Source organism: Leptolyngbya sp. FACHB-321 (genome assembly GCF_014695975.1).
Taxonomy (GTDB): domain Bacteria; phylum Cyanobacteriota; class Cyanobacteriia; order Leptolyngbyales; family Leptolyngbyaceae; genus Stenomitos.
Window position 1 is genome coordinate 194,397 of the sequence record NZ_JACJPI010000058.1, and the last position, 14,624, is coordinate 209,020.

The window sequence follows — 14,624 nt, forward strand, 5'->3', positions numbered from 1 at the left end:
TGCTCCATAACGCTTATGGTTCAGCGCAACATACGAACGCTTTTTAGCAACTGTGATGCAAGACGCACGATCAGGCGATACCCTATTGCGTCACTGGTGGCTTCACTGCTGCCTTAACGTAAGCAACAGCGCTCGGTGTAATGGCTTGTACTACTTGCTCGATCGCTTCCTGTTCTGTCTGTGTCCAGTGCCGTGGCTGACCAAAGACGCTGGGCTGTAGGACACCCCAAAGCTGTCCTTCACAGCAAATGTGGGCATGAATGAGGGCACGATGCCCAAAATTTTCCTGCTCAAACTGTTTGTTTACAGTGTCGGCACTGGCAGCTTCTACATCGTCAACCACAATGGAAGGCTCTGTACGTAAAGCAGCAGCAAACATTGGATCATCATCAGGCAAGGACGGTGGCTCAAGCTTCCAGTCTTCGTCGTACACCGTTGGAATATCAGCATGGCGTACCCAGTAAAAAGGTACTTTGCCCAAGCGTGTATTTGGCTCTCGCAGATAAAGAAAGCAGCGATCGCACGCCAAATAATCTCCAAGTGCAGGCATCAAAGCATTGAATAGCGTTTCGGGCGTTGAGGTTGTTGCCAGGACGTTAGCAAGGGAAGCAGGCAGGCGATCGAACTTAGACTTGAGCAATGGCTTATCCTCTGACAATATGTTTCGGCAACCACACTTTCTTGCTAATCAATCAATGATGGCAGTGTGGCTGACGCAAATGACAAGTGTGGTTATGTGCTAACTCAATGGATTCTCTTGCATTACTTCAGGAGCTTCCTTTACAAACGTCCATTCCAGTAGCTTGCGGGGCGCATGTTTTAAGGCTTCTACTAGTTGCTCGTTATCTTTAAAGGTTACTTGCGAGAGCGCTGTTGCTTCCACATTGACCGTAAAGCGATCGTCTTCAAAACACCAGGGCGTGACTGTCACCAAGCCGTTATCGCTTTGGATTACATAGTACCGTTGGCCATCGGGACCTTTGCTAATTTCTAACGCACGCTCATCCATTGGTAGCTCTTGCTGACAAAGAATGAGTGAAAGGCGATCGCACCACTGCATAAATGCATAGGCACTATCGGCATCTTCTTGCGATATTGACAGGTCTTCACGCCACCGTGTCTGGTTTTCTAATTGTTCATCCAAAAAAGCATCGGCTTCAGCAGACGTACCACGCTTACTAGCGTTTAAGTGAGATTGATGCATGGAGTTTAACAAAGCCACCCACCGCCCACGATACAAAGAACGCTCTATATGCTCCCGTAATGGTTCAAAAGAGCCGCCCTCATCCATCAAAAAGTCTTTAGGTGTTTTTGCTTCTGTCAGGTTGTCGTGTTCCCACTCTTTCTCTAGATCATCATGATGCGATATCGCTGCTACGGTTTCATAGAGTCGAGGGGGTGAATCTTTACGTCGCCAATGCCCTGCTATTTGAGCGGCCAGCAAAGCATGAGCACGATGATAAATGATCTGCCAGCCGTTCTGAGTCTGATGAACAATCACAAGGACATTCTCCTGGTTAAACGTTGCCAAAGGTAAATCTTATCTGAGTTTGAACCCGCGATCGGCTCACTCAGCACGGTCTTAAACCATGTACAAATGTAACGAAAGAGACCATTACTAATATCTACCAGGCGGCTGAATCATTTGATTGAGTTTGACTCAATGCCTTTTTATCACCCTTTTCTGGTTTGCTGTAACGTGCTGCTCAAGGCATCTCGTAGTTAAAACCACGACAACACGTTCAACCTTCGCTTATACGGCTTACAACAGCACCAGAGTAGTAATGCTCTAGATTCGTGAAAACAAGGGAGAACGAAGCAGAAGCTTTTCCCTGCGTTGACATCTGGTTTGAGCACTTACCTTTGTTCCACTTGCAGCAGCAATGAGGTGGTAAAGCAGATCACGTCGAAGCAAGCAAACAGATTGATGGTGAGTACCTGGGCGTAATTAAATAGTGAAAGTAATGTCCATAACAGCAACGATCACCTCGACTAACTTTACAGAGACGATCGCACGGTAACTTAGCTATAACTCTGGATTGTATATATCTCAGGTTTTACTATATAGACTCTTGCCACTAGCTCATCTGAGACATACTGCCCCAAGCAGGTGCAGGTTGCGTGATCTGCGTAAATGGCATAGCTCCTCGCTGTGGTGCTGGGTGTGCTACAGACGGGTAGCTGCTGATCTGTACAAAGCTGGGCGTAAACAAGAAAATATGCTCACCAAGGCGCTCTTGGTGCCCGTCAATGGCAAACGCAGCACCAGCGACAAAATCAACGCAACGCTGAGCCGCGTCAGCATCCATCAGGCTTAGGTTCAAGATAATCGATCGCCGCTCACGCAGAGCAGTCACCGCTTGGGGCATTTCCTCGAACGATCGAGGCTCCATCAGAAACATTTCTGTATGCACTGTCTTTCGGTTTGGCATACCCACTACATTGCTGGCATTGCTAGGCGGCATTGATTGCTGCATAGCATCCATCGTCTCTGAGCTGTAGTAGGCTGCGGGAGAGCCTTCTTCTTCGTACTCGTACTCGTACTCATTCTCGTCGTAGCGATCCTCGAAGCCAAACGAATCCCACACGCGCCGAAAGATATTCATGACGACCAACCTCTAGATTAGTTCATGTGTTCCATCTTAACCCGATTTGAGACCGAGCGTTATTTGTCGCTTCGTCTATCTCTGCAAGAAGATAGCTAACTAGCAACGGCTAACCTGATTATTCTCTGTGTTCATTATGTATCGAAAACGCCTTCTTCATGTCCTCTTGCGAAAGAGCAAGCATTTGTGAAAATGCTTGATGCTGCTGTCGATCGCTCCGCCTTGCTCCGCGGGTCGATTGGGCTGTACATAAAGGGGAAGCGTAATGAATGTTATGGAGCCTGGTCTTGAGGGAACCGATACGTCTGTGTTTGTACTCTGTCCTATGCAGTTAACTAAGGCAAACGATTTGTACTGAATGAGCACAGGGTTACGTAGCCAATAGCCTAGTTTTGATACCAAGCAGTGAGCGCGACGGCTAACCCATCCGCTGCGTCATCAGGTTTGGGAATTTGGTCTAGATGCAGTTCGCGCGTAACTGCTGTTTGCACTTGATGCTTGTCGGCATTGCCATAGCCTGTTAGCGCTTGCTTAATCTGTGCGGGGGTAAACTCCACATAGGGTACGCTGTATTGCGCCAGTACCAGCATCACTACACCCCGCGCCTGTGCTACGGCGATCGTGTTGCCCATCCGGTAGAAAAAGAGTTTCTCGATCGCTACCAGATCTGGCTGCCACTGCTTCATCAGCGTATGCAAATCGTCATGGATAATAATGAGGCGCTGCCCAATCTCCTTGCCTGCTGGAGTCTGCACCACGCCATAATCCAGCACAGACACCTGCGCTTCGGTGCTGCCTGCTGCCAGACCCGAACAAGCGATCGCACCAAAGCCTAACGTTGCCAGCCCTGGATCTAAACCAAGAATCTTTTGCATAAAGTTAAGAGTGTTAACTTAAGGGTTTTAAGTTAAGCAGGAGACTCAAAACTTGATACTGTCGAGCGCAGTGGCACAAAGTGCTACTCAAAACTATTCTCCGACCTCCAGCCCAAACACTTGATTGAAGACCTTTTCAACCTTGTAGCCAGAGTCGATCGATTCTAGCGGATCTTTACGCAAACGGTGGCGCAAACAGAGAGTGACAACACGACGAATGTCCTGCACTGTCACTTCATCCCGACCTTCAAAGGCAGTTAACGCTTTAGCAGCACGGTTAGTTACAATGTCGCCTCGAAGACCGTCTACATCAAGTTCAGAGCAAACCTGAGAAATCTTGACACGCAAATCGTGGTCGATCGCCACCGTCTTCAGTCGCTCTTGAGCCAGCACTAGCCGCTGTTGCAATTCATCTTGCTGCGTTTGGCAGGCTTCCAGAAAGACCTGCGGATCTTGGTCAAACTCTGTCCGTTGCTCCACAATTTCGACTCGCAGCGCTGGCTCTTTCACCGTGCGAATTTCGGCGTGCATCCCAAAGCGATCAAGTAACTGAGGACGCAACTCGCCTTCTTCAGGGTTGCCAGAGCCAACGAGCACAAACCGTGCCGGATGCCGCACCGAGATGCCTTCTCGCTCAACCGTGTTCCAACCCGAAGCGGCGGAATCGAGCAGTACATCCACTAAGTGGTCATCCAGCAAGTTGACTTCATCCACATACAAAATGCCCCGATTTGCCTTCGCCAGTAGACCTGGTTCAAAGGCTTTTACCCCCTCTGAGAGCGCTTTTTCGATGTCGATCGTGCCGCACACACGGTCTTCCGTTGCACCTAGCGGTAGATCCACCATCGTAACTTTTTGCTTTGCTACAGGTACATCTAGCCCTTGTTCTACCTGCTGTCGCACCGCATCGCCCATCATCTCTAGGTCATGGGGATGGCTGTTGAACGGGTCATCTGCCACTACATCAATTTCGGGTAGCAGATCTGCCAGAGCGCGGATAGTGGTGGATTTGCCAGTACCACGATCGCCCATAATCATTACCCCACCAATTTTAGGGTCAATGACATTGAGCAGCAGTGCCAGTTTCATTTCTTCCTGCCCGACGATCGCCGTAAACGGAAACACCGGACGACGACGGGTGGAAGTGGGCTGCACCGATCGACCATTTTCAGCTATGACGGGATTCGCAGTTGGACTCACGGACTTACCTGATGTTAGTGAAAGCGAGTGGATTACAGTCTTTTATTGTGCCATAGAGGGGATGGAGGAAGGTAAAAGCAAGAAGGCAAAAGTAAAGCCTTCAATCCCTAGCGTTTAGCGTTCAGCCCTCAGCGTTTAGCGTTTAGCCTTCTGCCCTCTGTTCCCTTCCGCCTTTTGCCTTCTGCCTTCTGCCTCTTGCCTCCTGCCTTTCGCCTCCTGCCTTCTACTTTTTGTCTTCTCCTGGATCATCACCAAACCGCGTAATGTCGTCCTCGCCTAGATATTCGCCGTTTTGCACCTCAATCATGACTAGAGGAATCACGCCAGGGTTTTCAACCCGATGGGGCGTACACATCGGCACATAGGTCGATTGCTTTTGTGTCAGGGTTGTTTCTTGACCATCGCAGATAACCTTAGCGGTGCCCGAAACAACGATCCAATGCTCGCTCCGGTGGTAGTGCATCTGGGTGCTAATGTGCTGACTAGGTGCTAGCTCAATCCGGTTAATGCGGTAGTGGTTACTTTCTTCTAGCAGCGTTACAGTACCCCAGGGTCGAGAGCGAACGGTGTCTGAGTCAGTAGGTGGCACGGAGGAGAGATCGTGATTGCCTTTTTCGCCCATAATCTTAGCTACCAAAATCCACACTCCTATCATGCCGGATTTTTAGTCGCTCTCATCAATACACCATGCCCTATAACCCTTAACTATCAAGGCTTACCGCTCATTTGCGAACGATTTCACGCTCTGGGGGTGGCGATGGCTTAAAGCTGGCAATGAGTAAACAGACGATGCCAACATTAATGAACGTATCTGCGATGTTGAAGATCGGAAAGCGAATCAACCGGAAGTCCAAAAAGTCGATGACTTCACCAACTAGAAAGCGATCGATCCCGTTACCCAGCGCGCCTGACAAGATAAACCCATAGCCGACCTGCTCCCAGCGATTGAGCGTAAATCTTTTTGACCACGCCAGCACCATCAGTCCAAGGCTGACTCCCAGGGATAGCCAGCGCAGCCATACTGAACCGCCAGGAAAGATGCTGAAGGCTGCTCCGGGGTTTAACGCATACGTAAAGTGAAAGACGCCTGGTATAACCGGAATGGTGTAGTTCAAAATGGGCGGAAAGATGTAAGTGACGAACAGCACCTTGGTCAGGCGATCGAGCGCCAGTCCAACCAAAGCAGCAAGCCAAAAGAAGCGGTTTTTAAAGAACATTAAAAGCGACCAATGCAAAACTCATCACTCAACGCCCTCTCAGACTAGCAATCATCTCAGACTATCAATAAAACATCAGTTGACGCAGTGTAAAGGCAAGGACCGTCACAGCACAGACGATCGCCAGTTGCCCTGGCAGCGGGTACAACGAATATTTCATCAACGACTGCTGCAACGGCAAGCCAGACTGGTTGACAAACCCTAGCCCATACATAGCCGCCAGGTAAAGCATACCTGTCACATGAATGCTCAGCAGCCCGCACAAGCAGCTAAAAGCGAGTGACTCTAGCTTGGCTGATGCTTTGAATGCCAGATAGCCACATAGCCAAGCGCCGGGGATAAAGCCCAGAATGTATCCAAAACTGGGTTCCTTAAGGTAGCCCAAGCCACCACCCTGAGCGAACACTGGAAACCAGGTCAACCCCAGCATGATGTAAGCGATTTGGGACAGAGCAGCCGCATTTTTACCGCCGAGGCACCCCACCAGCAAGGCTGCCCCAAACTGGTAAGTGACTCCTAACGAGTGGGTTTGATAGCCTATCGCCCCTAAAGATGGGGTCGTCATAAAGGCTTCCAAAAACGTACCCCCGATCGTCAGGATGAGACCAATGAGCGCCCACAGCAATTCAGTGGAAAAAGCCATGACGTGCAAAAGTAAAAGTGTAAAAGCAAACTTGCGGCAGAGTCCAAAATTTTACCGTCTGCGTTTTGCTTTTTAACAGCTTTATCTCTACTGACTTGCACTAAAAGGGCATTGTCTCCCTTACTTAACCTGGCAAAACTTATTTGCTAGCAGCACGTACAAGCGGTTGGTTTCTTGATGCTTAAACAGCGATCCTCCATTTGTGTCAGTTTTACAGCCCTTTACGCACGCAGATCATCATCCCTCACAGCTCATTAGTACAAGAGCCTGGCATATTGCAGAAACGGCTGTAACTACAGATAGCTAAGGCGAAAAGCAGGCAACTGAATTGCTTCTACCCTCCGCCTTCTGCCTTCTGCCCTCCGCCTTTCACCCTCCTACACGTAGGACGCGATCGTTTCGCGATATTGGCTCTTCGGTTTCACGCCCTTTAGTTCTGCCACCTTGTCTTTATCCTTGAAGAATTGGATCGTTGGCGTACCGACAACGCCAGCCGCCTCAGCGATTTCAGGGTCTTGTTCGATGTCGATTTCGATGTAGTGAATCTTGCCATCAAACTCATCGACAACTTTGTTCAGAATCGGCTTAAGCGTATGGCAGGGACCGCATTGCGGGGAAGCATACTTGACCATGATCAGGCGATCGCTGGCATGATACAGCTTGCGCAGTGCGTAGCCTCCTTCGTGCCGGGTACGTTCCCCACTGAATTCGGTTTCTTGTTCGGCTTCTGTTTTCTTAGCAGTCGGTTCTGCGGCTGGCTTTTCAGAATCAGTCTGGTGAAACTCTTGAATCAGATGATTAACAGACAACCACCGTTCTGCCAGCATCGCTGCCTGGCAGCCTGTGCCCGCTGCTGTAATTGCCTGACGAAACTCGTGATCTTGCACATCGCCTGCGGTAAAGACACCTTCGACGCTGGTTTCAACCGAACCGGGCTTGGTGACGATGTAGCCCACATCATCCAGTTCTAGCTGTCCTTTGAAGAGGGATGTGTTGGGAGTATGCCCGATCGCGTAAAACAGCCCCTTGACGTGCAGCTCGCTCTCTTCGCCCGTCTTAGTGTCTTTCAGCTTGATCCCTTTCATGTGGTCTGCTTCACCAAACACATCCACGATATCGGTATTCCAGTGGATGGTAATTTTTGGGTTATTCAAGACACGATCTTGCATCGCTTTGCTGGCGCGCATCTTTTCGGTTCGCACTAGCATGTGCACGTGAGAGCCGTACTTCGTCAGATAAATTGATTCTTCGGCTGCCGAGTCGCCGCCACCGACAACTGCCAGTTCTGCCGATCGAAAAATGGGGGTAGCGCCATCACAAATCGCGCAGGCGGAGATACCGCGACTCCAAAATTGGCTTTCGCACGGTAGTCCCAGTCGCTTGGCTGTTGCACCGGTCGCAATCACAATGCTGTGGGCAAGGACTTCGCGTTCATCCGATCGCACCACAAAGGGACGCTGGCTAAGATCAACCGATGTGACATCTTCAGTCACTAACTCTGCACCCCAGCGAATCGCTTGTGCTTTCATCCGATCCATCAACTGCGGTCCGGTGATGCCCTCTGGGAATCCAGGAAAGTTTTCAACTTCGGTGGTTGTCATGAGTTGCCCACCCGGCAAACCGCCCGCCTGATAGCCCTCAAACATAAAGGGCTTGAGGTTAGCGCGAGCTGCATAAATAGCTGCCGTATATCCGGCTGGACCGGAGCCGATAATCACTACATTTTCAACGGTTGGAGTGGTCATTGCCCTATACAAACTCATAACGACTACGCTTAGTATAATCTATTTCACCCCTAATGCAACCCTTCCGTCATACACAGCCATAACAACCGGGTTTCCTTTAGGATTAAAAGTGTTCACGGCAAGGAAACAGAACTTGTGACACCTCACGAAAACAAGGCAGCGATGGTGCCGGACATACCGCTGCCTCTGGCGCGGACCCCCCTCTTTGATGTTGGGATTAGCCTCAAGGCGCGCATGACTGAGTTTTCTGGTTGGGAAATGCCCGTGCAGTACAGCGGCATTACCCACGAGCATCAGGCAGTGCGATCGTCGGCTGGAATGTTTGATATTTCGCACATGGGCAAGTTTTTGCTGACGGGCGATCGCTTAGTAAACCAACTCCAGCGACTGGTGCCCTCTGACCTGAGCCGTTTGCAGCCCGGTCAGGCACAATATACAGTGCTGCTCAATGCCCAGGCAGGCATTATCGATGACCTAATTTTTTACTATCAGGGGTTGGATGCAGCGGGTCAACAACGCTGGTTTGCGATCGTCAATGCCGCGACACTGCTGAAGGACAAGACCTGGATGCTAGAACAGCTTGATCAGAGTCGGCTGACGTTTCAGGATCTTTCCACAACGCATGTGCTGCTGGCAGTGCAGGGACCCGATGCCGTGAAGCACTTGCAGCCCTTTGTGCAGGCTGATCTAGCCCCAGTGCCAGCGTTTGGTCATTTGGAGAGCAACGTCTTAGGACAACCTGGTTTTCTGGCGCGGACAGGCTATACGGGTGAGGACGGTTTTGAAGTCATGGTCGAGCCATCGGTAGGGATAGAGTTGTGGCGATCGCTGCTTAATGCAGGCGTGACCCCATGCGGGTTGGGCGCTCGCGATACCCTGCGTTTGGAAGCTGCAATGGCGCTTTATGGTCAGGATATTGATGGCACGACGACACCGCTTGAAGCCGGTTTGGGCTGGCTGGTGCATCTGGACAAAGGGGACTTCATTGGGCGATCGGTGCTGGAGCAGCAAAAGCAATCAGGCGTGCAGCGACGTCTCGTTGGGCTTCAAATGCAGGGACGCAACATTGCCCGTCACGGCTACCCAGTGTTTCACGATGGTCAGCCTGTTGGGGAGGTCACGAGCGGCACCCAGTCTCCAACCTTGGGTCACGCGATCGCGCTTGCTTACGTGCCTGCATCTTTGAGTAAACCGGGTCAGGCGATCGACGTAGAAATTCGCGGTAAACTTTATCCGGCTGTAGTGGTCAAAAAACCGTTCTACCGCCGTTTGCGATAGCTGTCAGGCAAAATTGCTTTAAGGAGACGACATGACTTTTGACTATCCCGGTGATTTGAAGTACCTGGATTCGCACGAATATGCCCGTTTAGAGGGGGAGATTGCGACGATCGGCATTAGTGCTTTTGCCATTGATCAACTAGGCGACATTGTGTTCTTAGAGCTGCCAGAGATGGGAGACGCAATCACAAAAGGTGAAAAATTTGGCACGGTCGAATCAGTCAAAGCCGTAGAAGACCTCAACTCTCCTGTTACTGGCACCGTTATTGATATCAACGCACCGCTGATTGAAGCACCAGAGCAGCTAGCCGACGACCCCTATGGTGAGGGGTGGCTGCTGAAGGTGAGAGTAAACGATCCAGGTGATGTCGATGATGCACTCTCGGCAGATGAGTATCGTCAGCAGGTTGAAGGCGTATGAGGGGATACAAGGATGAGGGATAAGGGATGAAGGCTAAATGTTCTGAGTTGGGCGAAAGGAGGGATGAGGAGCGTTTGAGTCAGCTCTGCTGACTGAATCTGACCTCTTAGCCTTTCGCTTGCCTTATTCCTTCTTCGGACTCACTGTTTTTACCTTTTCTCTGTCTCCCAGCGCTTTTTGCTCAGATATTGCAGAATATGAAAGTAGTCTGCCGTAGTGTGTAGCATTGCTAACTGCACCCGATCAAGCGCTACTTGTTCGCTACCCTCCTAATGCCAGAGCCGTCTATGTTAGAGCCTTCTCCGTCCCAACCCAGTGCGAGTGAACGCCAATCGGAGGTCAAGGGCACCGATCCGAAAACGGTCAGCGGCTCTACCCATCAGCCCTCATCCTTTAGTTCGCATCCCTTACTCAACCCCCTCGTTTACACTGATTCTTTTGTTGATCGCCACATTGGTCCGCGCGACAGTGATCTTGACCAGATGCTAGCTGCGATCGACTTCGATAGTCTCGAAGCTTTGATGGATGCAGCCATTCCGCGTGGGATTCGGCTACGGAAGCCATTGCGTCTAGAAGCTGGCAAAGCCGAATACGAGTTACTGGCAGCACTGAAGGAACTGGCGCAGGAAAACCATGTGTTCCGCTCTTTCATTGGCATGGGCTACTCCAACTGCATTACGCCACCTGTCATTCAGCGCAACATTCTTGAAAATCCCGGTTGGTATACCCAATACACGCCGTATCAGCCCGAAATTGCTCAGGGACGACTGGAGGCTCTGCTCAACTTCCAGACGATGGTGACAGATCTGACGGGGCTAGAAATTGCGAATGCCTCTCTGCTTGATGAAGCAACGGCAGCAGCAGAAGCTATGGCAATGAGCTACGGCGTAAGCAAGACGAAGGCAAATGCCTTTTGGGTTTCTGAAGCGTGTCATCCCCAAACGATCGCTGTTGTGCAAACTCGTGCCAGACCGTTGGGCATTGAGGTGTTTGTGGGCGACCACCGTACGTTTCAGTTTGATCAGCCCGTCTTTGGTGTGCTGCTGCAATATCCGGCAACCGATGGAGCCATCTACGACTATCGAGCATTCTGCGATCGCGCTCATGCTGCTGGTGCCTTAGTCACGGTAGCAGCCGATTTACTGAGCCTGACGCTGCTGGTGCCGCCTGGAGAATTTGGGGCTGACATTGCGATCGGCAACACTCAACGCTTTGGTGTACCGCTAGGCTATGGCGGTCCTCATGCTGCCTATTTCGCGACGAAGGATGCCTTTAAGCGCCAGTTGCCGGGTCGCCTAGTCGGAGTTTCTAAAGACGTGCATGGCTCTCCTGCTCTGCGTCTTGCCCTACAAACCCGCGAACAGCACATCCGACGCGACAAAGCTACTAGCAATATTTGTACGGCGCAGGTGCTACTGGCGATCATGGCTAGTATGTATGCGGTGTACCACGGTCCCGAAGGTCTGCGGCGGATTGGCGATCGGGTCCATCAGCTCACAGTTATTCTGGCAGAAGGTCTGCGGCGGTTGGGTTACGCGCCCAGTGCCGAACCCTTCTTTGACACGCTGCGAGTGACCGTCCCCAATGGCAAAGCATCCGAAGTTATCCGGCGGGCACATTCTCATAAGATTAACCTGCGGCAACTGGATGCTCACACCTTCACCATTTCTCTCGATGAAACCGTTTCATCGGATGATTTGCTGGCGCTTTTTCAGGTTTTTGCAGGCGCAGAAGTCACCCACTTTACTCCAGAAGACTTGCTGGCTGCTTCCTCCCGCTCCCTCCTTCCTGCATCGCTCCTACGGTCTACGCCTTACCTGACACACCCAGTTTTCAACACGTACCACTCCGAGACAGAACTGCTGCGCTATCTGCATCGCCTGGAGTCCAAAGACCTGTCGCTGACCACGGCGATGATTCCCCTTGGCTCCTGCACCATGAAGCTCAATGCCACGGCTGAAATGCTGCCTATTACCTGGACAGAGTTTGGGCAGATCCATCCCTTTGCACCGTTGGATCAAACCCATGGCTACCAGGCACTCTTCGGGCAACTGGAGCATTGGCTGGCAGAAATTACGGGCTTTGCTGGCATCTCGCTCCAGCCCAATGCAGGCTCTCAGGGCGAGTACACAGGGCTACTGGTGATTCGTCAGTACCACGAACAGCGGGGCGAGACGCACCGCAACATTTGCCTGATTCCGCAGTCGGCGCATGGCACCAATCCTGCAAGTGCAGTGATGGCAGGGCTGAAGGTAGTGGCAGTGGCGTGCGATCGTGATGGCAATATTGATGTTGCAGACCTGAAGGCAAAAGCCGAGCAGCATCGGGACAATTTAGCCGCGCTGATGGTAACGTACCCCTCGACGCATGGCGTTTTCGAGGAAGGCATTCAGGCGATTTGTGAATGTATTCATGCCAATGGTGGGCAGGTGTACATGGATGGTGCCAACCTGAACGCGCAAGTTGGGCTGTGCCGTCCCGGTGATTTTGGCGCAGACGTCTGCCATTTGAATTTGCACAAAACCTTTTGCATTCCTCATGGTGGGGGTGGTCCTGGCATGGGACCGATCGGCGTGGCAGCGCATCTGCTACCCTTTTTGCCCAAACATCCGATCGTCTCGGTTGGGGGCAAGCAGGGCATTGGTGCCGTGTCAGCCGCTCCTTGGGGCAGTTCCAGCATTCTGCCAATTTCCTGGATGTACATTGCGTTGATGGGTGCCGAAGGGCTTACCAAAGCGACGCAGGTTGCCATTTTGAACGCAAACTACATCGCCAAACGGTTAGAGGGGCACTACCCTGTGCTTTACAAGGGTAAAAACAGTCTGGTGGCACACGAATGCATTCTAGACTTGCGCCAGTTCAAAAAGACGGCTGAAATTGAAGTGGATGATATTGCCAAGCGGCTGATTGACTATGGCTTCCATCCGCCTACCGTGTCGTGGCCTGTGGCAGGCACTATCATGGTAGAGCCAACCGAGAGCGAATCGAAGCAGGAGATTGATCGCTTCTGTGATGCCATGATCGCTATTCGTGCCGAGATCCGCGCGATCGAAGAAGGCACAGTCGATCGCCAAAATAATCTCCTGAAGCAGGCTCCTCACACCGCCGCCGCGCTGCTCACTGATCACTGGGATCGTCCCTATACTCGCGAGCAAGCCGCTTATCCAACCGCCTGGGCGCGCGACAATAAGTTCTGGGCAGCAGTGGGGCGCATTGACCAGGCGTATGGCGATCGTAATCTCGTCTGCACTTGCTTACCGATGGAGGCTTACGAGAGCTAGGCAAGGCGAACTTTAGGCGGGGCAACCGCTCCCAATTTAGGAACAGCGGTTGCCCGTATCGGTCTGGTGTCAGACGTGTTTTAGTCGGACGTAACAGTAGCTCAAGCCATAGCGGCTTCTGTATCCGTCAACATCTGCAAGCGAATCGTACGATCGCCGCCTCCTGTGAGGGCAGTTTCGATGATGTCACCGGATAACGGAGAAAGGCAACTCAAGAGCGATCGCAAATGAGGCGTACTGGCACCGCTATCGAGATAGAGCCGTTCTGACAAGGCATTGAGGCGTTTCCAGGTGAGGTAGAGTTTTGTCACTGTCTGCTCAAGCTGGGCTGCATGGTTGACTAGATCGGCAGCGGAACTAAGGCAACCCAAACGGAGTGCTTCTTCGAGCGCCAATTCTAGATCTAGGGATGGGTTATTGAGCGCCTGCACGTTCGTCGCCGCTTCGAGATAGCGCCACAGGTAACGGGCTTCGGAGGTGGCTTGCTTCAGCGTATCTACATCGGGCGTTTCGGCAACCGCGTCGCGAATGGAGATTTGGTGGCTTTCTGGCAGCTTCTGCATTTCCTTCACTAGCGGAGCCAGGTATTTTGCCGGAATCGTGTGATCAGCCGCTTTCTGCTTGACTTCTGTGGGCAACAAATCTGAGGTCATAGCAGTCCAGTCATCCGAAAGCTGACGGACTTCGCGACGAGTGATGCGATCGCCCCGATGCGCTGCATCGCTGACCATTTGCTGCACTTCGGGAGCTGACTGCGCCGTTTCGACAAAGGCGCGTTTGCTAAACTGGTTGACATCCTCTGGCTCTAGATAGCCGCCATCCAGCAGCGTATCGGCGCTGTTTGCCAACTCAATCATTGAGTACGCTTGGCTTTTGCTGATTTCTCGGTCTTTCAGCCAGTTAAGAAACCCTGTGCCACGTCCATCGCCATGTCGCTTTTCGCGATCGCGCACTGCCCGCAAGATGCGCCCGCGCCAGATGTTGGTTTGTAGGTCGAAGCGATCGCAGACCTGCCATGCCTGCTCCACTTGCTCCTGAAAATCCAGTTCGGGGATTAGCTCATCTTCTGGGTCAGGCAGCCGAAAGTGCATATCGACATTCGGTTCAAAGGCTCTAGAAACGCTATGGATAGCGTCTAAACTTGGGGGTGCTTGTACCATTAGCGTGCTCGGACGACAGTCGCATCATTATGGCACGCCTTGAGAGAGGCTGGGAAGAGAAGGAGGAATGTGTTTTTGCCTTTTCCCTCACAGATACTCTAGATCAAGATTCATTGGGGTTTAGAGGTGTACGATCGTGCCAACAGTTGCTTGTGTGCCCTAGAGGTGCTGGATGGACAACGGCGCCCTTACAACAAA

At 51.7% G+C, this 14,624-nt stretch carries 13 protein-coding genes; 3 read left to right on the plus strand and 10 right to left on the minus strand.

The annotated features are described in order from the left end of the window. Positions 1-82: 82 nt before the first annotated feature. The 9 genes from H6F76_RS11710 to trxB all read right to left on the minus strand — a co-directional run bounded on the left by H6F76_RS11710 (position 83) and on the right by trxB (position 8,286). Positions 83-640, minus strand: a complete 558-nt coding sequence (locus H6F76_RS11710; protein ID WP_242036616.1) for a GAF domain-containing protein — start codon at positions 638-640, stop codon at positions 83-85. 99 nt (positions 641-739) lie between these two features. Further along, positions 740-1,501: a DUF3891 family protein gene (locus tag H6F76_RS11715; protein ID WP_190455353.1), complete on the minus strand. Its 762-nt coding sequence runs from the start codon at positions 1,499-1,501 to the stop codon at positions 740-742. 577 nt (positions 1,502-2,078) lie between these two features. After that, positions 2,079-2,606 (minus strand): cell division protein SepF, encoded by a 528-nt coding sequence (gene sepF, locus H6F76_RS11720; RefSeq protein WP_190508372.1) that lies wholly within the window; start codon positions 2,604-2,606, stop codon positions 2,079-2,081. Positions 2,607-2,992: 386 nt separating this feature from the next. Then, the gene (gene ruvC / locus H6F76_RS11725) at positions 2,993-3,481 is read right to left on the minus strand and encodes a crossover junction endodeoxyribonuclease RuvC (RefSeq protein ID WP_190454865.1); all 489 of its coding nucleotides are present in this window, start codon (positions 3,479-3,481) and stop codon (positions 2,993-2,995) included. A 93-nt stretch (positions 3,482-3,574) separates the two neighbouring features. Continuing rightward, a complete protein-coding gene (gene bchI, locus H6F76_RS11730; RefSeq protein ID WP_190455357.1) occupies positions 3,575-4,636 on the minus strand; it encodes a magnesium chelatase ATPase subunit I in 1,062 nt (353 codons plus the stop codon). Positions 4,637-4,904: 268 nt separating this feature from the next. Beyond that, complete coding sequence (locus H6F76_RS11735; protein WP_190455360.1) at positions 4,905-5,303, minus strand: phosphomannose isomerase type II C-terminal cupin domain; 399 nt, start codon at positions 5,301-5,303, stop codon at positions 4,905-4,907. Between the two features lie 100 nt (positions 5,304-5,403). Continuing rightward, a complete protein-coding gene (gene lspA, locus H6F76_RS11740; RefSeq protein ID WP_190454868.1) occupies positions 5,404-5,898 on the minus strand; it encodes a signal peptidase II in 495 nt (164 codons plus the stop codon). A gap of 64 nt (positions 5,899-5,962) precedes the next feature. Continuing rightward, positions 5,963-6,541 carry a biotin transporter BioY gene (locus H6F76_RS11745; RefSeq protein WP_190454871.1) on the minus strand — a complete coding sequence of 193 codons (579 nt, stop codon included), beginning with the start codon at positions 6,539-6,541 and terminating at the stop codon, positions 5,963-5,965. 377 nt (positions 6,542-6,918) lie between these two features. Further along, complete coding sequence (gene trxB / locus H6F76_RS11750; protein WP_190508958.1) at positions 6,919-8,286, minus strand: thioredoxin-disulfide reductase; 1,368 nt, start codon at positions 8,284-8,286, stop codon at positions 6,919-6,921. A gap of 162 nt (positions 8,287-8,448) precedes the next feature. Here trxB and gcvT point away from each other — a divergent pair, with 162 nt between their 5' ends. From gcvT to gcvP, 3 genes are all read left to right on the plus strand, one after another. Continuing rightward, positions 8,449-9,564, plus strand: a complete 1,116-nt coding sequence (gene gcvT, locus H6F76_RS11755) for a glycine cleavage system aminomethyltransferase GcvT (RefSeq protein ID WP_190508960.1) — start codon at positions 8,449-8,451, stop codon at positions 9,562-9,564. A gap of 31 nt (positions 9,565-9,595) precedes the next feature. Then, positions 9,596-9,985, plus strand: a complete 390-nt coding sequence (gene gcvH / locus H6F76_RS11760) for a glycine cleavage system protein GcvH (RefSeq protein WP_190454878.1) — start codon at positions 9,596-9,598, stop codon at positions 9,983-9,985. 287 nt (positions 9,986-10,272) lie between these two features. Beyond that, entirely contained in the window at positions 10,273-13,266 is a 2,994-nt protein-coding gene (gene gcvP / locus H6F76_RS11765) for an aminomethyl-transferring glycine dehydrogenase (protein WP_190508374.1), read from the plus strand. A gap of 101 nt (positions 13,267-13,367) precedes the next feature. On the opposite strand, the gene H6F76_RS11770 is transcribed toward gcvP, so the two are convergent. After that, positions 13,368-14,426 carry a hypothetical protein gene (locus tag H6F76_RS11770; protein WP_199322058.1) on the minus strand — a complete coding sequence of 353 codons (1,059 nt, stop codon included), beginning with the start codon at positions 14,424-14,426 and terminating at the stop codon, positions 13,368-13,370. Positions 14,427-14,624 lie beyond the last annotated feature (198 nt).